At 72.1% G+C, this 20,433-nt stretch carries 20 protein-coding genes; 13 read left to right on the plus strand and 7 right to left on the minus strand.

Annotation, left to right across the window (positions count from 1 at the left end; genetic code table 11):
- The first annotated feature begins 7 nt into the window (after positions 1–7).
- From ACWDYJ_RS02190 to amaP, 3 genes are read left to right on the plus strand one after another with little or no spacing between them, the layout of a single operon-like run.
- Positions 8–388, plus strand: coding sequence for a hypothetical protein (locus tag ACWDYJ_RS02190; RefSeq protein WP_451563525.1), 381 nt, complete (start codon positions 8–10; stop codon positions 386–388).
- Positions 385–966: a DUF6286 domain-containing protein gene (locus ACWDYJ_RS02195; RefSeq protein WP_451563526.1), complete on the plus strand. Its 582-nt coding sequence runs from the start codon at positions 385–387 to the stop codon at positions 964–966. Before ACWDYJ_RS02190 ends, ACWDYJ_RS02195 begins: the two co-directional genes overlap by 4 nt.
- The gene (gene amaP / locus ACWDYJ_RS02200) at positions 963–1,529 is read left to right on the plus strand and encodes an alkaline shock response membrane anchor protein AmaP (protein ID WP_451563527.1); all 567 of its coding nucleotides are present in this window, start codon (positions 963–965) and stop codon (positions 1,527–1,529) included. The genes ACWDYJ_RS02195 and amaP overlap by 4 nt, the downstream gene beginning before the upstream one ends.
- Positions 1,530–1,589: 60 nt before the next feature.
- On the opposite strand, the gene ACWDYJ_RS02205 is transcribed toward amaP, so the two are convergent.
- From ACWDYJ_RS02205 to ACWDYJ_RS02230, 6 genes are all read right to left on the minus strand, one after another.
- Complete coding sequence (locus ACWDYJ_RS02205) at positions 1,590–2,345, minus strand: SDR family oxidoreductase (protein ID WP_451563528.1); 756 nt, start codon at positions 2,343–2,345, stop codon at positions 1,590–1,592.
- Between the two features lie 10 nt (positions 2,346–2,355).
- Positions 2,356–3,141, minus strand: coding sequence for an SURF1 family cytochrome oxidase biogenesis protein (locus ACWDYJ_RS02210; protein ID WP_451563529.1), 786 nt, complete (start codon positions 3,139–3,141; stop codon positions 2,356–2,358).
- 145 nt (positions 3,142–3,286) lie between these two features.
- A complete protein-coding gene (locus ACWDYJ_RS02215) occupies positions 3,287–3,520 on the minus strand; it encodes a hypothetical protein (protein ID WP_451563530.1) in 234 nt (77 codons plus the stop codon).
- A gap of 92 nt (positions 3,521–3,612) precedes the next feature.
- Positions 3,613–4,587, minus strand: coding sequence for a DEDDh family exonuclease (locus ACWDYJ_RS02220; RefSeq protein WP_451563531.1), 975 nt, complete (start codon positions 4,585–4,587; stop codon positions 3,613–3,615).
- A gap of 50 nt (positions 4,588–4,637) precedes the next feature.
- Positions 4,638–7,253: an MXAN_6230/SCO0854 family RING domain-containing protein gene (locus tag ACWDYJ_RS02225; RefSeq protein WP_451563532.1), complete on the minus strand. Its 2,616-nt coding sequence runs from the start codon at positions 7,251–7,253 to the stop codon at positions 4,638–4,640.
- A 143-nt stretch (positions 7,254–7,396) separates the two neighbouring features.
- Positions 7,397–8,020: a TetR/AcrR family transcriptional regulator gene (locus tag ACWDYJ_RS02230; RefSeq protein WP_451563533.1), complete on the minus strand. Its 624-nt coding sequence runs from the start codon at positions 8,018–8,020 to the stop codon at positions 7,397–7,399.
- Positions 8,021–8,161: 141 nt separating this feature from the next.
- On the opposite strand from ACWDYJ_RS02230, the gene ACWDYJ_RS02235 reads away from it, so the two are divergent.
- The 7 genes from ACWDYJ_RS02235 to ACWDYJ_RS02265 all read left to right on the plus strand — a co-directional run bounded on the left by ACWDYJ_RS02235 (position 8,162) and on the right by ACWDYJ_RS02265 (position 15,307).
- Entirely contained in the window at positions 8,162–8,959 is a 798-nt protein-coding gene (locus ACWDYJ_RS02235) for an acetoacetate decarboxylase family protein (protein WP_451563534.1), read from the plus strand.
- Between the two features lies 1 nt (position 8,960).
- Positions 8,961–9,845 (plus strand): SDR family NAD(P)-dependent oxidoreductase, encoded by an 885-nt coding sequence (locus ACWDYJ_RS02240; protein WP_451563535.1) that lies wholly within the window; start codon positions 8,961–8,963, stop codon positions 9,843–9,845.
- Positions 9,846–9,909: 64 nt separating this feature from the next.
- Entirely contained in the window at positions 9,910–11,208 is a 1,299-nt protein-coding gene (locus tag ACWDYJ_RS02245) for an amidohydrolase family protein (RefSeq protein ID WP_451563582.1), read from the plus strand.
- Positions 11,205–12,431, plus strand: a complete 1,227-nt coding sequence (locus ACWDYJ_RS02250; RefSeq protein ID WP_451563536.1) for an amidohydrolase family protein — start codon at positions 11,205–11,207, stop codon at positions 12,429–12,431. The genes ACWDYJ_RS02245 and ACWDYJ_RS02250 overlap by 4 nt, the downstream gene beginning before the upstream one ends.
- Positions 12,432–12,607: 176 nt before the next feature.
- The gene (locus tag ACWDYJ_RS02255; RefSeq protein WP_451563537.1) at positions 12,608–13,501 is read left to right on the plus strand and encodes a sterol desaturase family protein; all 894 of its coding nucleotides are present in this window, start codon (positions 12,608–12,610) and stop codon (positions 13,499–13,501) included.
- Positions 13,498–14,235: a lysoplasmalogenase gene (locus ACWDYJ_RS02260; protein ID WP_451563538.1), complete on the plus strand. Its 738-nt coding sequence runs from the start codon at positions 13,498–13,500 to the stop codon at positions 14,233–14,235. The genes ACWDYJ_RS02255 and ACWDYJ_RS02260 overlap by 4 nt, the downstream gene beginning before the upstream one ends.
- Before the next feature lie 28 nt (positions 14,236–14,263).
- Positions 14,264–15,307 (plus strand): zinc-dependent alcohol dehydrogenase family protein, encoded by a 1,044-nt coding sequence (locus ACWDYJ_RS02265; RefSeq protein WP_451563583.1) that lies wholly within the window; start codon positions 14,264–14,266, stop codon positions 15,305–15,307.
- A gap of 96 nt (positions 15,308–15,403) precedes the next feature.
- Here ACWDYJ_RS02265 and ACWDYJ_RS02270 read toward each other — a convergent pair whose 3' ends face one another.
- Positions 15,404–16,954 carry a S8 family serine peptidase gene (locus ACWDYJ_RS02270; protein ID WP_451563539.1) on the minus strand — a complete coding sequence of 517 codons (1,551 nt, stop codon included), beginning with the start codon at positions 16,952–16,954 and terminating at the stop codon, positions 15,404–15,406.
- A 255-nt stretch (positions 16,955–17,209) separates the two neighbouring features.
- Here ACWDYJ_RS02270 and ACWDYJ_RS02275 point away from each other — a divergent pair, with 255 nt between their 5' ends.
- The 3 genes from ACWDYJ_RS02275 to moaA all read left to right on the plus strand — a co-directional run bounded on the left by ACWDYJ_RS02275 (position 17,210) and on the right by moaA (position 20,376).
- Positions 17,210–17,575 carry a DUF485 domain-containing protein gene (locus ACWDYJ_RS02275; protein WP_451563540.1) on the plus strand — a complete coding sequence of 122 codons (366 nt, stop codon included), beginning with the start codon at positions 17,210–17,212 and terminating at the stop codon, positions 17,573–17,575.
- Positions 17,572–19,197, plus strand: a complete 1,626-nt coding sequence (locus ACWDYJ_RS02280) for a solute symporter family protein (RefSeq protein ID WP_451563541.1) — start codon at positions 17,572–17,574, stop codon at positions 19,195–19,197. Before ACWDYJ_RS02275 ends, ACWDYJ_RS02280 begins: the two co-directional genes overlap by 4 nt.
- A gap of 189 nt (positions 19,198–19,386) precedes the next feature.
- On the plus strand, positions 19,387–20,376 hold the full coding sequence (moaA, locus tag ACWDYJ_RS02285) for a GTP 3',8-cyclase MoaA (RefSeq protein ID WP_451563542.1): 990 nt from the start codon (positions 19,387–19,389) through the stop codon (positions 20,374–20,376).
- The last annotated feature ends 57 nt before the right edge of the window (positions 20,377–20,433 follow it).

The raw sequence follows: 20,433 nt of genomic DNA on the forward strand, positions 1-20,433 counted from the left end.
GCCGGCGATGGGTACGCCGCGGGCGACCCCGCCCCGCGTGCCGGCCGCCGACCGGGGGGCCACCCGTATCGCCGACCGGGTCGTGGCCAAGATCGCGGCCCAGGCCGCCCGGGAGGCGCTCGCCGTCGTGGTGGGGGAGGTGCCGCACGCGACCGTCACCGTGCACCATGACATTGCACGGGTACATGTGAGCCTTGAACTCGCCTACCCCTCCGACCTCGGCGCCCAGTGCGCGGCCGTACGCCGCCAGGTCGCCCTCCGGGTCGAGGAGTACGCCGGGATGGCGGTACCCGAGGTCGACGTCGACATCGAGCGGCTGCACGCCACCACTGCCCCACAGGCCCTCACCCGGCCGGTCCCCGCCGGTCGGGACCGGCGGCTGCGGTGACGGCTCCCGGCCGACCGCGGTCCGGCCGACCGCGGTCCGTCCGGCTGCGGTCCGCCCGGCGCATTCCGGCCGGGCTCACCGCGCTGGTGGTGCTGGCGGTCGCGGGGCTGTTCCTCTACGACCTGGCGGCGGTACGCGCCGACCGCCCCGGAATGCGGTGGCGGCGGGAACTGGCCCGCCAACTGGAGCGCCACACCCCGGCCGACGCGAGCGTGCTGCTGGGCGGCGGGATCCTCGCGACAGCCGGGGCGCTGCTCCTGCTGCTGGCGCTGGCCCCCGGCATGCGCGGACTGCTGCCGATGCGGACGCCGCCGCCGGAGGCGGACGACGGGGCGGGCGTACGGGCCGCTCTCGGGCGGAAGGCGGCCGAGCTGGTGCTGCGCGACCGGGCCATGGAGGTGTCCGGTGTGCGGTCGGTCCGCGTCAAGGTGGGCCGTTCCCACATCGGCGTACGGGCCACCTCGCACTTCCGCGAACTGGACGACGTACGGGCCGACCTGGACGCGGTGATCGCCGTCGGCATCGAGGAACTGGGCCTCGCGCACCCGCCGCGGCCTCGGGTCCGGGTCAGGAGGTGAACGCCGTGCTCGGGGTGGTGAACCGGAGCCTGCTGGCGGTGGCCGGACTGGTGCTGCTCGCGGCCGGGGTCTCGGTGCTGGCCGCGTCGTGGCCGCTGGGCGGCCGGCACGCGCCGCTGCTCAAGGCCGAGACCCGTAGCCGGTACTGGCACGCGGAGGGCTGGTGGTGGTGGGCGCTGCTCGCCGGGCTCGCACTGTGCGTGCTGCTCGCGCTGTGGTGGCTGCTGAAGCAGCTTCGCAGCTCGCGGCCGGCCGCGCTGGAGGTGGACACCGGCGACGGGGCCTTCGCACTGCTGCGGGGGCGCGCCCTGGAATCGGCGGTGGCGGCCGAGGTGGGGGCGCTGGACGGGGTCGCGCGCTGTCGGGTCGCGCTGCGGGGACGGCGGGGCTCCCCGATCCTGCGGGTCGCGCTGGAACTGGAGCCGCACGCCGTCCCCGCCGATGCGCTGGCCGCGCTCGCGGGACCGGTCCTGGCCCACGCCCGCACCTCGGCGGGCCTGGCCGAACTCCCCCTGGAGGCCCGGCTGTACGTGACGTCCCACCCCGCCCGGCGCGTGGCGTAGGGAGCTCTGGGCGCGGTCCGCCTCGCCCAGGCGTCGGCCGCCGGCCGGCCGGGGCAGGGGTCAGAAGCCGTGCCGGGAGCCGCCGTCGACCGGGAGCATCACGCCGGTCAGGTAGGACGCCGCAGGGGAGAGCAGGAACGCCGCCGTGCGGCCGAACTCCTCGGGAGTCCCGTACCGCCGCAGCGGGATGCGGGACTCGTGCCCCGCGCGGGCGGTGTCCACGTCGCCCGACATCGCGTCCAGCTCGCGCACCCGGTCGGTGTCGATCCGGGCCGGCAGCAGCCCGACCACGCGGATCCCGCGCGGGCCCAGCTCCACCGACAGGGACTTCGCGAAGCCCGCCAGCCCCGGCCGCAGGCCGTTGGAGATGGTCAGGCCCGGGATCGGCTCGTGGACCGACCCCGACAGCACGAAGCCGATGACCCCGCCCGCGCCCAGTTCGGCGGCCGACGCCCGGGCGAGGCGGACCGCGCCCAGGAACACCGACTCGAAGGCCGCCGTCCACTGCTCGTCGGTGTTGTCCGCCGCGCTGCCCGGGGGCGGGCCGCCGACGCTGACGAGGATGCCGTCGAAGCGGCCGAAGCGCTCCTTGGCGGTGGCCACGAGCCGGGCCGCCGCCGCGGGGTCGGCGTTTTCCGCCGCGACACCCACCACGTCCGGGCCGAGCGAGGCGGCGGCTTCCACCGCCCGCTTCTCGTCGCGGCCCGTCAACACGACCTTCGCCCCGTCGGCGGCCAGTTCCCTCGCGGTGGCGAAGCCGAGCCCGCGGGTGGCTCCGGTGACGACGTAGACGCGGTCCTTCAATCCAAGATCCATACGGGCCACGCTACGCCGAAGCGGGCTCCGGCGACACGGTCTTCGCCGCGGCCTCCTGGCGGTCCCGCTTCTCCCGGCGGACCAGGATCACCCAGCCCACCGGCACACCGGACGCGAACAGCCACCACTGGACGGCGTACGCCATGTGCGCGCCGATCGAGTCGTGGTCCGGTTCGCCCACCGGCTCGGGGCTGCCCTCCGGCGGGACCGGAGCGGTGAGTTCCAGGTATCCGCCGAGAATGGGCCTGCCCGCGTACCGCGTCTGCTGGACGCTGTTGATCAGCATCACCTGGCGGTCGGGCAGCCCCTTGCGGTCCTTGATCCCGCTGCCGCCGCTCGTCTCGTCCGCCTTCAGCCGGCCGGTGACCGTCACCTCGCCGGCGGGCGCGGCCGGCACCTGCGGGTAGGCCCTGGGGTCAGCGCCCCCCGCCACCCAGCCCCGGTTGACCAGCACGGCCCGGCCGTCGCCCAGCACGAGCGGGGTCACGACGTGGAAGCCGACCTTGTCGTCGTTCGAGGTCCGCATCCGTACGACCACCTCGTGGGCGGAGTCGTAGGTGCCGGTGGCGGTGACGGCGCGCCAGTAGTCGTTCCTCGGGACGGTGTGCCCGGGCGAGGTGACCTCGGTCATCGGTACCGGCCGCGCGTACAGGTTCTTCGCGATCAGCTCGTTCTGGGCGACCCGGTGCTCATGGCGGTGGAACTGCCAGAACCCCAGCTTGATCATCGCGGGGATGAGGGCGAGGGCGATGAGGGTGAGGCACACCCACTGCCGGGTCAGCACAAAGCGGTACACGCCCACGACGGTACCCCCAGCGGCGAGGACCCCGGCGGCCGGGTGGGGCCTCCGGGGTCGGTGGAGCTCGGGCGGGGGATCGGAATGGGGGGTCGGAATGGGGGATCGGGGTGGGCGATCGGGGTGGGCGGATCGGGCTCCGGGGTCAGACGTGGTCGACGATGCCCACCTTCCCCTCGGCGCGGGCGCAGTGCCCGCCGCAGTACCACTGCCCCTCGGCCTCGACGCCCTGTCCGATGATCGGGACCCGGCAGTGCTCGCAGACGGGCGCCATGCGGTGGATGGCGCAGGCGAAGCAGTCGAAGACGTGCACCGCGCCCTGCGCGCGCACTTCGAAGGACATGCCGTAATCGTTTCCGCAGACCTCACAACGTGCCATGCGCCGCATGCTCCGCAGGGCGGAGCGCCGGAACAAGATCAACCCTGGTGAGTCGCCCAGCCTGCACCCGGCCGGAGCAACGCGCGGGCGGCTCAGTCCCCCGCGGCGGCCACGTCCCGCAGGAGCTGGGTGAAGCCGGCCTCGTCGACGACCGGCGTGCCGAAGGACTTGGCCTTGACCATCTTGGAGGTCGCCGAATCCGGGTCGTTCGTCACCAGCAGGCTGGTGAGCCGCGACACACTCGTCGCGACGTGCAGCCCCGCTTCCACCGCCCGGTCCTCCAGCAGCTCCCGGTCCACCGACGTGTCACCCGAGAAGGCGATCCGCATGCCCTGCTTGAGCGGTTTGCCGTCCTCGTACCGCCCCGGGTTCGGGTGCGGGCACGGCGGCCGCTTGCGCGAGGCCCGCCAGCTGCCGCCGCCCCCGTACGAGGCCTGGTAGCCGACCCGGGGAGCGGCGGGGGAGTCCGACCACTCCGTCAGCGGACGGCACTCCAGCAGGGGCAGCCGTACGCCGTCCCGGGCGGCCGCGTGCAGCGACGGACGGAAGGCCTCCGCCAGCACCCGGGCGTCGTCGAGCGCGTGGTGGGCGCGCTGCTGGACGACGCCGTAGTGCGCCGCGAGCGACTCCAGCTTGTGGTTGGGCAGCGGGAGGTTGAGCTCCTTCGACAGGGCGATGGTGCACAGCCGCTGACGGACCGGCGCGGCCGCGGAGGCCCGCGCGTACTCCCGGGCGATCATCTGCCAGTCGAAGATGGCGTTGTGCGCGACGAGCACACGGTCCGCGAGCCGCCCGGCGAACTCCTCGGCGATGTCCTCGAAGAGCGGCGCGTCGGAGAGCATCGCGGTGGTCAGGCCATGGATCCAGACCGGTCCCGGATCGCGGCGCGGATTGACCAGGGTGTACCAGTGGTCCTCCACATTGCCCTGCGCGTCGAGCCGGTAGACGGCTGCGGACACTATCCGGTCGTCGCGAGCGAGCCCGGTCGTCTCCACGTCGACGACCGCGTACCCCTGTGGGTACGCGGTCGGCCACGTCGTGTCTGCGGTCGTACGGTCGTCGAGCATGGTCACAGAGGATATCGGCCCCGACTGACAGCCGTTGCCCCGATGCCCTTTCAGGCCAGCTCCGCCACGAGGTCCCCGGCGCTCACCCGGACGAAGGGTTCGGGTGCCTCGGCCGTCCCCGGGAAGAGCCGGTACGCCGTCCCGCGAGCCCCGGACGGCGCCACGCTCGCGTGCACCAGCGCCAGGAACACCCGCCTGCCCGCCGCGAGTTCGGCTGCCTCCGCGTCCGCGTCCGCGCAGGGCAGCCGGGTCTCCGGAGGCTCCAGGGCGGCGACGCGGGCGGCGAAAGCGGCCGGCCGCTCACCTTCCCGCGCCCGGTACAGCCTCAGCTCGTCGAGCAGACCGGGCACCGGTGCCCGGCGTACGACGGCCACCTCGCGGGTCCGGGCCGCCGCCCGCCACACCGCGAGGTCCCACAGGGTCGTGCGGGTCCCGGAACCGAAGTGCTCCCAGACGTCGCACGCCACGACGGCCAGCTCGTCCCCGTGCGAGGCGATGCTCTGGAAGCCCTCCGACGGCGGCAGATGGACGTCCGTCCACAGGGCCCGGCGGGCGGCCAGGTCCACCACCATCGGCATGCACACCCGCGACTCGCCCGCCAGGTCGAAGCGCTGGCGCACGGTGCGGGGGTCGTACGAGGATCCCCGCGGGCCGTCGGAGGGCAGGGCCATGAAGCCCGCGAAGGCGTCGGGGAGCTCGTCGAAGGGCACGTTGTTGAAGCTGAACACCAGCGGGGCCGCGTACACGTCCCCGTGGCGCGCGAGCGCGGCGAGGTCGAGGTCGACGTACTCCGTGGCTCCCGCGGGACCCGGCGCCGAGGTGAGGTCGCCCGAGTGCGTGGCGGCCCCGGCCGGCCCGTGCGTGAGGCTGGTGTAGTCGCAGAGTCCGGTGAAGTTCCAGTCGGCGTCGAAGAAGGCGACCGAGAGGTCCAGGTCGGTGCGGTTGCCGGGCGGCTCGGTCCAGTGCAGGAACAGCCGCAGAATCTCGCCCTCGGGCAGGGTCTGCGTACTGCCGCGCGGTACGGCCACCAGGGACCGGGCGGCAGTACGCTCTGCGAACGGCACGGTGAGGTCCGCCAGCCCCGAGTCGAGGACGGCCAGGTCGTACGGGTTCTCCTCGGCGCCGGCCCGCGCGAACCGGTTCAGCACCTCGCCCTCCAGCAGCGCCACGACGGACGTGACGAGCGGGCCGGGCAGTGGCGGGCGCGCCTCGGCCACCGACTGGGCGGAGGCGACCTGCCCGCGCGGGAAGAAGACCCGGCGGGAGCCGGTGCGGTCGTCGGCGCGGACGCGCAGGGCGCCGAGCGCGGACAGCAGCGGGCCCGCGCTCACCTTGGGCAGCCCGCGCACGAGCGCTTTCTCCAGTTCGGGGAGGAGTTCCTCGCCCGGCTGCAGGCGCAGGAGGTGGTCGAGACGGCGTACGAGTTCCCCCGGGCGCTGTCCGGCCAGCGACGCGGCGGCCGCCGCGTCGCCTCGGGCGAGCGTCCGCTCAAGCCGGCCGGCCCAGGTGGTGGGCCGGATCCGGTCACCGTCGACGCGTACGGCGTCGGGGTGTGCGGCGGCGGTTTTCAGTAGCGCAGCACCGAACGGTGTGACAGGTGACACCGCAGTGCCACGCAGCACGGCGAAGGCCAGCGCGGCCCGCGGGTGCCGGGCGTGCTGCTCGAAGGGGTGCAGGGTCCGCGCGGCCCGCTTCCAGGCGACCGGGTGCCGCAGGACGTCCTCGACCAGGTTCTCCGTGGGCAACGCGTCGAGCAGGCCGAGCAGTTCCCGGCGCAGGGACCGGTCCAGGCTCGTGAACCGGGCGGGCGGCGGTAGCAGACCCGCCTCGCCGTCCGAGAGCACGGCGAGCAGCCGCAGTACATCGGTGGCGGTGGTCAACAGCCTGAGCAGAGGGGCGACTTCCGTGGCGCGCGGCAGCAGCGATCCGACGACCAGCGCCTTGGTCTCCCGTACCGGGATCTCCGCGGGCAGCCACCGGGGGTCCGCCGGAGCGGCGGGCAGCAGGACGGCCAGGTCCTCGCGGTCCTGGGGGGAGAGCGGGGTCACACGGGCGAGCAGCGTGGCGAGCAGCTCCGCGCAGTCGCCCGCCACGTCGGTGCCGAGCCGCAGCAACCGCAGCGGGCCGGCGGGCAGATTCTCGGCCGCTCGGGCTGCCTTGCCGTCGTGGCCGGGACGCAGGAAGGGGTCGGCCGGGTCGACCCGCCGGTGGCAGACGGGGCAGCCGGTGTAGTCGGCGCCGTCCCAGCAGGAGCGGCACACGAGATGGGCGCAGGGGGAGACGGGGTGGACCGTACCGTTCTCGCCGCAGAGCACGCACGGCTGCGCGGGTTCCTGGAGCAGCAGGGCGAAGACGCGGTTGACATACCACCCCTCAGTGTCACGCAGCACGGAGAAGGGGAAGCGGCGGAAGAGCGGCTTGTGTACCCGGTCGGAGCCCATCACCTCGTCCACCGCGGCGAGCAGCCGCAGGCGCTCCTCGGCCAGGTCGGTCGGCGCGAGCACGGAAAGCGCCGCGTGCAGCTCCGGGCTCAGCGCGTGGCCGCGCTCCAGGAGCTCGCCCTCCAGGGGCCGTACGCCCTCGGTACCGGGTGAGGCGGCGGCGGGCGGCTGGTCGACGTAGACGATACGGAGCCGGCGCAGCAGGACGGACTCGATGGCAGACACAGCTGTGGTTCCCCTCCGCGTACGGAAAAGCGGGAGCGGAGAGTGGGCGCGCGGATTTCATTGGAAGAAGGAGAAGGATGCACGCCGCGGAGCCGCCCCCGCACGGCAGATCTCATCACGAGCCCACGCGCTTCGGCAACCGGTTACCCGCCCACCGCCAGCAGGGACGCGACCAGGGCCCGCACGGACAGCAGGAACAGCCGCTCCGCGTCGGGCGGACGGGCCAGCGCGCGGGCGAGCGCCGGGTCGTGCGGGGCGGTGGACGGATCCCACAGCTCCCCCTCGCCCGGGGACTGCGCGGGGGAGCGTTCGCGATTGCGCTCGACGAGGAGGAAGCCGACGATCTGGAACTGGATGGCGCGCACCGCGTCGGCGGCGCGCGCCCCACGCAGTCCGGCGGCGTGCACCTCGTGCACGAGCGCCTGCTGGGCGGGCAGGAACATCCGCTCGGTGAGCCCGCGCTCGTGGACCATCGCGATCAGGTGCGGGCGCGTCCCCAGGTCGCGGCGCAGCGTCCGGGCCACCGAGAGGATCCGGTCGGCAGGGCTCCGGCCGACCGGCCGGATCTCGCCCAACTCCTCGACGGTCCGCTCCACGAGGGCGTCGAGCAGCGATTCGCGGTTGCCGACGTGCCAGTAGATGGAGGTCACGGCCGTGCCCAGCTCGGCGGCGAGCCCCCGCATGGTGAGGCCGGCCGGACCGTGCCGCTTGACCAGGGATCCGGCCGCGTCCAGCACCTCCTCGCGGGTCAGCGCGTTCCTCGCCATGCGTCGGGGCCGCCGATCTGTCGTTACGTCAGTTCCATTGGGCGCATGGGTCTTTACCCTTCATCGGCGTCGGTGTAACTGTGTTACAGAACCGCCCCCCGGCCACCGCTGGGAGGGGCTCCCTGAAGGGTGGTGCGAGTCATGGCACGCGTACGGTACGGAGCGCGGACCGAGGCCGAGATCGCGGCGTCGCGCGAGAAGAGTTCCCAGCTCCCCGACATCTGGTCCACCGGGGTGGTCGCGGTCTGGGAGAGCGACCCGGACGTGGTGGCGGCGGTCCTTCCTCCGCCGCTCAAGCCCGCCGAACGGCCCCTCGTACGGGCCAACATCAGCAAGGTCGACCTGCCCGGCTACCCGCTCGGCGCCGGCTCGGTGGCCGTCGCCGCCCGGCACGGCGGCGTCGAGGGCTGGTACCCGCTGGTCATGCCGATGACCCACGAGCGCGCCCTGATCGGCGGCCGTGAGGTCTTCGGCGAGCCGAAGAAGCTGGGCGAGGTCACCGTCGAGCGCGACGGACTCGTCGTACGGGCCGCCCTCGCCCGGCACGGGATCGCCTTCGTCGAGGTGCGCGGGGCGGTGGACCGCGCGCTGCCGCTGCCCGAGCCGGCCCGGAAGACGGACTTCTACTTCAAGTTCCTCCCGGCCGTGGACGGTTCGGGCTTCGACGGGGACCCGGTGCTCGTGCACTGCACGCGCAACGAGAAGGTCCGAAAACTCGAACACATCACGGGTGACATTGTTCTGCGCGAGTCCATGTTCGACCCCGTCGCCGACCTCCCCGTCCGCCGGATCGTGGAGATCACCATCGGCGAGAAGACCACCGACCAGAAGGGCAAGGCCGTCGAGCGGGTCAGCGCCCAGGCCCTGCTCCCCTACATCCACCAGCGCTACGACGACCCGATGCAGATCCTGGACGGGCCGCCCGAGAGGAGCGTCTGACATGCGACTCGAACCGGGCCAGGTGGCCGTCGTCACCGGCGCCGCCGGCGGGATCGGCCTCGCCATGGCGCGCCGTTTCGCCGCCGAGGGGCTGAAGGTGGTCCTCGCCGACGTGGAGGAGGACGCCCTGCGCGCGGCCGCCGGCGAACTCGCCGCGGACGGCGCCGAGGTCCTCGCCGAACTCGTCGACGTCGGCGACCGTGACTCGGTCCTCTCCCTCGCCGACGCCGCCTACGACACCTTCGGCGCCGTACACGTCCTGTGCAACAACGCGGGCGTGGGCTCGGGCGCTGAAGGCCGGATGTGGGAGCACGAGCCCAACGACTGGAAGTGGGCCTTCTCCGTCAACGTCTGGGGCGTCTTCCACGGCATCCAGGCCTTCGTCCCCCGCATGATCGCCGACGGCCTCCCCGGCCACGTCGTCAACACCTCCTCCGGCGACGGCGGCATCGCCCCGCTGCCCACCGCCTCCGTCTACGCCGTCACCAAGGCGGCCGTGGTCACCATGACCGAGTCGCTGTACGCCCACCTCAAGGCGGAGGGCGCGGCCGTCGGTGCCTCCGTCCTCTTCCCCGGACCGCACATGCTGCGCACCGGCCTGTGGGAGTCCCACCGCAACCGGCCCGAGCGCTACGCGAAGCAGCGGCCGCGCAGGTCCCCGTACCGCAGCCTCGACCAGTACGAGGCCGCGATGAAGCAGGCCGGCCACGAGGTGAACTTCACCCCGGTCGAGGAGGTCGCCGAGCACGTCGTCGACGGCATCCGCGCCGACCGCTTCTGGATGCTCCCGGCGAGCGAGCACAGCGACCGGCAGATCCGCGCCCGGTCGCGGTCGATGCTCGACCGCGCCAACCCCGCCTACCTGGAAAGCTTCATCCTCGACTGAGGGGCCCGCCGTGCCTGACACGCATGCACAAGACCCGTCCGCAGACCCGTCCGCAGACCCGGCCGTGAACTCGGCCGCGAACCCTTACGCGGATCCGTACCTGATCATCTCCTCCGACTGCCACGCCGGCCTCCCCACGGAGCGGTACCGCCCGTACCTCGACTCCCGCTTCCACCGGCAGTTCGACGAGTTCCTCGGTCAGCGCGACGCCCGCCGGGAGGAGGCCACCCGTCTCGGCGTCCGCAACGAGGCCTTCGCCCAGAAGTGGTTCCACGACCACGAGGAAGGCCTCAAGGGCGGCTGGGACACCGGACAGCGACTGAAGGAACTCGACGGCGACGGCGTGGCCGCCGAGGTCGTCTTCCCCGACGCGGACGCCGTCGACAGCCAGACCGCGGCCCCTTTCGGAGTGGGCCTGGGCCTGTCCGGCGACCAGGACCCCGAGTTGGGCATGGCGGGCGCGCAGGCCCACAACCGGTGGCTGGCGGAGTTCGTCTCCAGGAACCCGGAGCGCCACTGCGGCGTCGCCCTGCTCCCCATCACGGGCGAGCCGTCGAAAGTGGTCGCGGAGATCCACCGGGCCAAGGAGTCCGGGCTGGGCGCGCTGATGATCCCCGCCATGTGGGTGGACAAAGCGCCGTACCACGACCGCCGCTACGACCCCGTCTGGGCGGCGGCGGCCGAGACGCGGATGCCGATCGTCACCCACTCGGGGTCCTCGCCGCGCCACGAGTACGGGGACCACCTCGGCATCTTCGTCTCAGAGGTGACCTGGTGGCCGGCCCGCCCGCTGTGGTTCCTGCTCTGGTCGGGGGTCTTCGAACGGCACCCGGGCCTGAAGTTCGGCGTGGCCGAGTCGGGCTGCTGGTGGCTCCCGAACCAGCTGTGGTTCATGGACCGGCTCTACCTCGGCGCGCACGGCGGCAAGAAACTGTCGCCGTTCGAGGAGTTGGGGCGCCCGCCGAGCGAGTACCTGGACCGCCAGGTCTTCATCTGCGCGACGAACACCAAGCGCCGGGAACTCGCCCAGCGCTACGAGATCGGCGTGGACAACATCCTGTGGGGCTCTGACTTCCCGCACCCGGAAGGCACCTGGCCCGACACCCGCAACTGGCTGAGGAACACCTTCCACGACATCCCGGTCGCCGAGACCCGGCGCATGCTCGGGCTGGCGGCGGCGGACGTCTTCGGCTTCGACACCGAGCGGCTCGCCCCGATCGCCCGCCGGATCGGCCCCACCCCGGCCGAGCTGGGCCAGAGCGCGGACCAGGCGGCGGTCGAGGCCTCCTGGGCGCGCTCCCGCGAGGCGGGCAGGCACTGGCTGACCGGCCACGACTTCCCGGTGCTGGGGGTGTCCGGATGACCGGCGTGCCCGAGCGCTACACGGTCATCTCGGCGGACTGCCACGCCGGGGCCGACCTGCTGGACTACAAGCCGTACCTGGAGAAGCGCCACCACGACGCCTTCGACGCCTGGGCGGCCTCGTACGTCAACCCGTACGAGGACCTCCTCGCCGACACCGCCGACCTCAACTGGAACTCGGCCCGGCGGCTGGCGGAGCTGGAAGCGGACGGCATCGTCGCGGAAGTCCTCTTCCCGAACACCATCCCGCCCTTCTTCCCGAGCGCCTCGCTGATGGCCCCCGTGCCGACGGCCGCGGAGTTCGAACTGCGCTGGGCGGGGCTGCGGGCGCACAACCGCTGGCTGGCCGACTTCTGCGCGCGGGCCCCCGGGCGGCGGGCGGGCGTGGCGCAGATCCTGCTGAACGACGTGGACGAGGCCGCCCGGGAGGTCCGCCGCGCGAAGGAGGCGGGGCTCACCGGCGGGATCCTCCTGCCGGGCACCCCGCCCGGCAGCGGCATCCCGGAGCTCTACTCGGCCGTGTACGACCCGCTGTGGGCGGTCTGCGCGGAGCTGGAGGTCCCGGTCAACCACCACGGGGGTTCGGCGTCGCCGCCGCTGGGCGAGGAGCCGGCGGCGCGGGCCGTCTTCATGGTGGAGACCACATGGTTCTCACACCGTGCACTGTGGCATTTGATATTCGGCGGTGCTTTCCGCCGCCACCCGGACCTGAAGCTGGTCCTCACGGAGCAGGGATCGGGCTGGATCCCCGGCGTGCTGGAGATGCTGGACTACTACCACGGCCGCCTGGTCGCGGCGTCGGCCACGGCGGAGGCCAAGTTCGGTGCGGGCCTGGCGGATTCCATGGGCAAGGGGCCGAGCGAGGTCTGGCGGGACAACTGCTTCGTCGGAGCGAGCTTCATGCGCCCCCACGAGGTCCCGCTGAGGGGGCGGATCGGCCTCGACAAGATCATGTGGGGCAGCGACTTCCCCCACGACGAGGGCACCACCCCCTTCTCCCGCGAAGGCCTCCGCATCGCCTATGCGGGCCTGCCGCCCGCGGAGGTCGCGGCCATGGTCGGCGGCAACGCGGCCCGCGTCTACGGCTTCGACCTCACCCTGCTGGACGCGGTGGCCGCCCAGCACGGGCCCCTGGTCTCGGAGATCGCCGTCCCCCTGACCGAAGTCCCGCCAACCGCCACCAGCCCGGCCTTCGCCCGCGGCGCCTCGGTCCGCGTCTGGTGACCCGCGCCTCCCGCCGGGACGGCTCGCCGGAGGGAGGCGAGCCGTCCCGGCCGGGGCCGGTCCCGGCGTCGCGCGAGCTGTGTGCGTACCAGCGGTAACTTCGGCGGTGACCCCGTCGGATACCGATCGGTAACAACCTCTAGCGGCGGCCCGAAGGCGCCTCTATGGTGCTGGACATGCCGAACCTGCCCGATGTGGTGCTGTGGTCCATACCCGCCTTCGTGCTGCTCACCGTCGTGGAGCTGGTGAGCTATCGGATCCATCCCGACGAGGACGCCGCGGGGTACGAGACCAAGGACGCCGTCACCAGCGTCACCATGGGGCTCGGCAGCATCGGCTTCGACATCCTCTGGAAGATCCCGGTCGTCGCGATCTACACCGCCGTCTACGAGCTGACGCCGCTGCGCGTTCCCGTCCTGTGGTGGACCCTCCTGCTGATGCTGCTGGCGCAGGACTTCCTCTACTACTGGCAGCACCGCGGCCACCATGTCATCCGCATTCTGTGGGCCTGCCATGTGATCCATCACAGCAGCCGCAAGTTCAACCTGACGACCGCCCTGCGCCAGCCCTGGACCAGCGCCACCTCCTGGCCGTTCTACCTGCCGATGATCGCCCTCGGCGTCCACCCGGCCGCCGTCGCCTTCTGTTACTCCGTCAACCTCGTCTACCAGTTCTGGATCCACACCGAGCGCATCGGCACACTGCCCCGGCCCATCGAGTACGTCTTCAACACCCCCTCCCACCACCGCGTCCACCACGCCTCCCAGGGCGGCTACCTGGACCGCAACTTCGGCGGGATCCTGATCATCTGGGACCGCGTCTTCCGCTCCTGGGTGGGGGAGGAGGACAAGCCCGTCTTCGGGCTGACGAAGAACATCAGCACCTACAACCCGCTGCGCGTGGCCACCCACGAGTACGTCGCCATCGCCCGCGACGTCCGGGCCGCCACCAGCTGGCGCGAGCGCGCCGGACGGGTCTTCGGCGGCCCCGGCTGGCAGCCCCCGGCTCCGGCGGCCCCGTCGGCCCCGTCGGCACCCGCCGCCAACACGGCCCCGGAGCACGCCGCGTGAGCGCCACCGCGTCCCGTACGCCCTCCTGGGGCCGCCCCGCGGGCGCGGGAACCGGCGCCCCGGCCCGGCTCCTGCTCGGCGCCTTCGCCGTCGCCACCGCCGCCGACCTCGGTTCACTGCTCGCCGACTGGCACCTCGGCCACGTCATCGCCAAGCCGCTGCTGATGCCGCTGCTCGTCGCCCACGTCGTCGTCCGCCATGGGGCAGCCCGCCGCGCGCCCCGGCTGCTGGTCGCCGCCCTGCTGTTCGGCTGGGGCGGAGACCTCGCCCTGCTCTTCGACGCCGAGCCCGCCTTCCTCCTGGGCATGGGCTCCTTCGCCGCCGGGCACGTCTGCTACCTCGTCCGCTTCGGCAAGCGGGCCGCGAACCCGCTGCTCGGCGGCGCGTACGCCCTCGCCCTGGTCGGGACCGTCGCCCTGCTGTGGGCCGACCTGCCGGCGGACCTGCGCATCCCCGTCGCCGGGTACAGCCTGCTGCTCACCGCCATGGCCTTCCGCTCCGGCTCCCTGGGCCTGCGGGCCGGGACCGGCGGGGCGCTGTTCTTGCTCTCCGACACGCTCATCGCCACCGGGGTCGCCGCCTGGCCCCAGCTGCCCCGCCCGGACTTCTGGATCATGGCCACCTACGTGGCCGCCCAGTACCTCCTGGCCACGGGCGTGACCGCCGGGCCGCAGGCGTACGGTGGGGAAGCCACACAAGGCGGACCCGGCCACGCCGCACCAGGCCACGGCTGACCACTTCGACCCGGAGGACTGCACCACCATGCGCGCCACCGTCATCCACGCCCCGCACGACATACGCGTGGAGGAGGTGCCCGACGCCGCGATCCAGCGCCCCGAGGACGCCGTCGTCCGCGTTCTCCGTGCCTGCATCTGCGGCAGCGACCTGTGGGCCTACCGGGGCGAGGCCGCGCGTCAGCCCGGTCAGCGCATCGGCCACGAGTTCCTCGGCGTCGTCGAGGAGACCGGCCCCGCCGTCTCCGGCCTGCGCGCCGGCGACCTCGTCGTCGCCCCCTTCATGTGGTCCGACGGCACCTGCGACTACTGCACCGAAGGCCTCTACACCTCCTGCGCGCACGGCGGCTTCTGGGGCTCCGTCGGACACGACGGCGGCCAGGGCGAGGCCGTCCGGGTCCCGCACGCCGACGGCACGCTGGTGAAGCTGCCCGCCGAGGCGGTCTCCGACGACCACCTGCTGACCGGCCTGCTCGCGCTGTCCGACGTCATGGGCACCGGGCACCACGCGGCACTGGGCGCGGGCGTGCGCAAGGGCTCCACGGTCGCCGTCGTCGGTGACGGCGCGGTCGGGCTGTGCGGCGTACTGGCGGCCAAGCGGCTCGGGGCCGATCGGATCATCGCCCTGGGCCGCCACGCCGCCCGTACGGACATCGCCAAGCTCTTCGGAGCCACCGACGTGGTCTCCGAGCGCGGCGAGGCGGCGGAGGCGGCCGTTCGCGAGCTCACCGGCGGCCAGGGCGCCCACGCGGTCATCGAGGCGGTCGGCACCGAGATGTCGATGCGGACGGCAGTGAACATCACCCGCGACGGCGGGGCCATCGGCTACGTCGGCGTCCCGCACGGCAGCGGCACGGGTCTCGACCTCGGCGTCATGTTCGACCGCAACATCACACTGCGCGGTGGCGTGGCACCGGTCCGCGCGTACATCCCGGAGCTGCTGGAGGACGTGCTCAGCGGCGCGATCGATCCGGCGCCCGTCTTCGACCGGGCCGTGTCCCTGGACGAGGTCCCGGCCGGCTACCGCGCGATGGACGACCGCAGCGCCCTCAAGGTGATGATCACGCCCTGACGTTCCGCCGTACGAAGAGAAGGGGCCGGGCGGAGAACATCCCGCCCGGCCCCTTCACATTCCTTGACGCAATCTCACATGTGACGCTATACGGTCCTACTTCACGGCCTTGAGCGCGTCGACCACGCCGTGGCCGTAGTAGCCGGTCTGACCCCACTTGCTCTCGCAGGTGGTGGCGTCGACCAGCGTGCCCGCGGCGTTGTAGATCTGCGTCGGGCAGGCCGTCTTCGTGGCCTGGCCCTTCAGCATCGCCTGGAGCTGCGACGGCGTCGCCGACGGGTGCGCGCTCTTCAGCAGAGCCGCGACACCGGCGACGTGCGGGGCGGCCATCGAGGTGCCCTGCTTGTAGCCGTAGCCGCCCGGGATGGTCGACAGCACGCGGCCGTTGGCGTCCGGGGTGGCCGGGACCTGCCACTTGTCGCCGCCGGGGGCGGCCACGTCCGCGACCCCCAGACCGAAGTTCGAGAAGTACGACCGCAGACCCTTGTCACCGGTCGAGGTGACCGTGACCACGCCGGGAAGCTGCGTCGGCAGGTCCAGGCAGACGCTCGGGTCGATGGTGCGCGGCACCGGGGTGGTGTCGTTCGGGCTGGAGTCGTCGACGAGCGAGTCGGCGGCCAGGTCCATGTTCGAGTTGCCCGCCGCGGCGACGCTGAGCACACCCTTGCGCTCGGCGTACTTGGTCGCCCGGGCGAGGGCCTCCACCAGCGCCTTCTGGTCGTCGTCCGTCTTGCAGTTGAAGTACCAGGGGTCGACGTAGTAGCTGTTGTTGGTCACCTCGATCCCCTTCTCGGCGGCGAACATGAAGCCGCAGACGACCGCTTCGGTGAAGAAGAGGCTGGTCGCGGGCTCGCTCACCTTGATCGCGGAGATCTTCACGCCGGGCGCGACACCGCTGACGCCGATCCCGTTGCGCGGGGCGCCGATGGTGCCGGCCACGTGCGTGCCGTGGTCGCTGCCGTCGGCGTACGGGCGCCAGGCGCCCTCCGATGTGTCAGCGACGCCGCCCACGCAGTTGGCCGACTGCTCCTTGGAGAAGTTCGGGGCGAGATCGGGGTGGGTGTCGTCGACACCCGTGTCGATGATGCCCACCGTGACGTCGAGGCTGCCATCGTTGATCTTGTGAGCCTCGTCGGCCTTGATCGTCCGCAGATCCCACTGGTTGGGCTCCAGCGGCTCCTGCCCCGGCCCGGCCTCCGCCGCGGCCTTGGCGGCGTCCGCCGCGCTCAGCTGCTGGGTCGTGCCCTCTTCCTTGGTCTGCACCGTCTGGAGCGGGGCCGTACGAGTGGCACCGACCGACACGAACAGGCCGCGCTGGGTTCGCAGCTGCTTCGCGAACTCCGGGTTCTGAGAATGTGCGACGACGACCCCGATCTGCTCATAGGACGTCACCACCGTTCCGCCGGCCCGCTCGATGGCCTTCTTCGCCGCCGTCACCGTGGCGTACGCGTTCAGGTTCGCCACGTACGACAGCTTCGGGCCGGAGGTGCTGGGCTGCGAGGCCGCCGCCGGGTCCGCCGTGTTGCCGAGCGGAGCGGCGGAGGCCGCGACCGTGGGCAGGAAGGCGAGCGAGGCGGTGAGCGCCAGGCCGACCGGTATGGCGATACGACTGTGCTTCCGGGCGGAACGTGACCCCAGATGCGCCATGGGTTCTCCACATCATCCGTGAAAAAGCCGCCCTGACGCGGTTGCGCCGGACGGGTTCATGACACGGGAACCTAGCGCCGCTGTTCCCCTCAGCGCCATCAGTTCGAGGAATGAGTTTCCAAAGACACAGTGGGTGTTGAACCGTCCTGACACGTCGGCCGTGCCGTTGACAGGGGGATCGGCACCACCGTCCCCCACACGGAGGTTGTTTTGTCCGTCGTCCCCACCGCACCCGCGTCACAAGGAGAGTCCCCCGTGACCACCGAAGCAGCGCCGCCGCAGGGCGGCGCGGGACCGACTCCGGCGAGTCCCACGGCCGAAGAGTTCACGCGCGTCCAGCAGAGCCCCGAGTTCGCCGAACTGCGCACTTCCTACCGCTCCTTCGCCTTCCCCCTCACCGTGGCCTTCATCGCCTGGTACCTGCTCTACGTCCTGCTGTCCAGCTACGCGGGCGGCTTCATGGGGACCAAGCTCTTCGGCAACATCAACGTCGCCCTCGTCCTCGGACTCGCCCAGTTCGCGACGACCTTCCTGATCGCCTGGCTGTACTCGCGCCACGCCGCCGCCAAGCTCGACCCGAAGGCCGCGGCCATCAAGACGCGGATGGAGGCGGGAGAATGAGCACGGTCCCGCACCTGACGGTCGCCGCCGGAGCCGCCGACCACCGGCCGCTGATCATCACCCTGTTCGGCCTGTTCGTCGTCGCCACCCTCATCATCACGATCTGGGCCGGCCGCCAGACCAAGGACGCCGCCGACTTCTACGCCGGCGGCCGCCAGTTCACCGGCTTCCAGAACGGCCTCGCCATCTCCGGTGACTACATGTCCGCCGCGTCCTTCCTCGGCATCGCAGGAGCCATCGCCCTCTTCGGCTACGACGGCTTCCTCTACTCCATCGGCTTCCTCGTCGCCTGGCTGGTGGCCCTGCTGCTCGTCGCCGAGCCGCTGCGCAACTCCGGCCGCTACACGATGGGCGACGTCCTCGCGTACCGGATGCGCCAGCGGCCCGTACGGACCGCCGCCGGCACCTCCACCATCGTGGTCTCGATCTTCTACCTGCTCGCCCAGATGGCCGGCGCCGGCGTGCTCGTCTCGCTGCTCCTCGGCATCACCAGCGACGGCGGCAAGGTCGCCGTCGTCGCGCTGGTCGGCGTACTGATGATCGTCTACGTGACCATCGGCGGGATGAAGGGCACCACCTGGGTCCAGATGATCAAGGCGGTGCTGCTGATCGCGGGCGCCCTGCTCATCACCTTCCTGGTGCTGCTGAAGTTCGACTTCAACGTCTCCGCGCTGCTGGGCCAGGCCGCCGAGAACAGCGGTCAGGGCGTCAAGTTCCTTGAGCCGGGCCTGAAATACGGCATGGATTCGACGACGAAGCTGGACTTCATCTCGCTCGGCATCGCCCTGGTCCTGGGCACCGCGGGCCTGCCGCACATCCTGATCCGCTTCTACACCGTGCCCACGGCCCAGGCCGCCCGTAAGTCCGTGAACTGGGCCATCGGCATCATCGGCGCCTTCTACCTGATGACGATCGCCCTCGGCTTCGGCGCCGCCGCCCTGCTCAACCGGGCCGACATCCTGGCCTCCAACAAGGCAGGCAACACCGCGGCCCCGCTGCTCGCCCAGGAGATCGGCGGCGGCGCCGACTCCACCGGCGGCGCGATCCTGCTCGCGGTCATCTCGGCCGTCGCCTTCGCCACCATCCTCGCGGTGGTCGCGGGACTGACGCTCGCCTCCTCCTCGTCCTTCGCGCACGACCTCTACGTCAACGTCATCCGCAAGGGCAAGGCCACCGAGAAGGAGGAGGTGCGCGCGGCCCGCTGGTCCACCGTGGTCATCGGCGCCGTCGCCATCGGCCTCGGCGCCCTCGCCCGCGACCTGAACGTCGCCGGCCTGGTCGCCCTCGCCTTCGCGGTCGCCGCCTCCGCCAACCTGCCGACGATCCTCTACAGCCTCTTCTGGAAGCGCTTCACCACCCAGGGCGCGCTGTGGTCCATCTACGGCGGCCTGATCTCGGCGGTCGGCCTGGTGCTCTTCTCGCCGGTCGTCTCCGGCAAGCCCACGTCGATGTTCAAGGACGCCGACTTCTACTGGTTCCCGCTGGAGAACCCGGGCATCATCTCCATCCCGCTCGGCTTCCTCCTCGGCTGGCTGGGAACGGTCCTGTCCAAGGAGAAGGCCGACCCGGAGAAGTTCGCCGAGCTGGAGGTGCGCTCCCTCACCGGAACAGGGGCGCACTGATCTGATTCATCGAGTTGGGACGAACACCCGGCGTGGCCGCGTCGTAGTTCTCTACGACGCGGCCACGCCGTGTCTCGTTCCTTCGGGCCCGCCTACATGTCACAGGCGTCGCGTAGGCTCGAACGCAGCGCATCCGCGTATCCGCGGCCGCGCAACCTCTACAGAACCGGACAGGGGAGGGGGCCCACAGTGCTTCTCGACACCTACGGCCGCGTGGCCACTGACCTGCGCGTCTCGCTCACCGACCGGTGCAATCTGCGCTGTACGTACTGCATGCCCGAAGAGGGCCTGCAGTGGCTGGGCAAGTCGGACCTGCTGAGCGACGACGAGATCGTCCGGTTGATCCGCATCGCCGTCACCCGGCTCGGGATCACCGAGGTCCGCTTCACCGGCGGAGAGCCGCTGCTGCGGCCCGGCATCGTCGGCATCGTCGAACAGTGCGCGGCCCTGGAGCCCCGCCCCCAGATGTCGCTGACCACCAACGGCATCGGCCTCAAGCGCACCGCCCAGGCCCTCAAGGCCGCCGGCCTGGACCGGGTGAACGTCTCGCTCGACACGCTGCGCCCCGAGGTGTTCAAGACCCTCACCCGCCGCGACCGCCACAAGGACGTCATCGACGGCATGGCCGCCGCCCGCGAGGCCGGCCTGACCCCGGTCAAGGTCAATGCCGTCCTGATGCCGGGGCTCAACGACGACGAGGCCCCCGACCTGCTGGCCTGGGCCGTGGAGAACGCGTACGAGCTCCGCTTCATCGAGCAGATGCCCCTCGACGCCCAGCACGGCTGGAAGCGCGACGGCATGATCACCGCCGGGGACATCCTGCAGTCCCTGCGCACCCGCTTCACCCTCACCGAGGAAGGCGCCGACGAGCGCGGCTCCGCCCCGGCCGAGCGCTGGGTGGTCGACGGCGGCCCTGCCACCGTCGGCGTCATCGCGTCGGTCACCCGCCCCTTCTGCGGCGCCTGCGACCGTACGAGGCTCACGGCCGACGGCCAGGTCCGTACGTGCCTCTTCGCCACCGAGGAGTCCGACCTGAGGGCCGCCCTGCGCTCGGGCGCCCCCGACGAGGAGATCGCCCGCCTGTGGAAGGTCGCGATGTGGGGCAAGAAGGCCGGATCCGGCCTCGACGACCCGTCCTTCCTGCAGCCCGACCGCCCGATGTCGGCGATCGGCGGCTGAGGCGGCCGAGGCGGCCGAGGGGCTGAGCGGCCGGTCGGCCGGTCGGCTGAGCGGCCG

It is taken from the genome of Streptomyces sp. NPDC003042 (assembly GCF_053591315.1).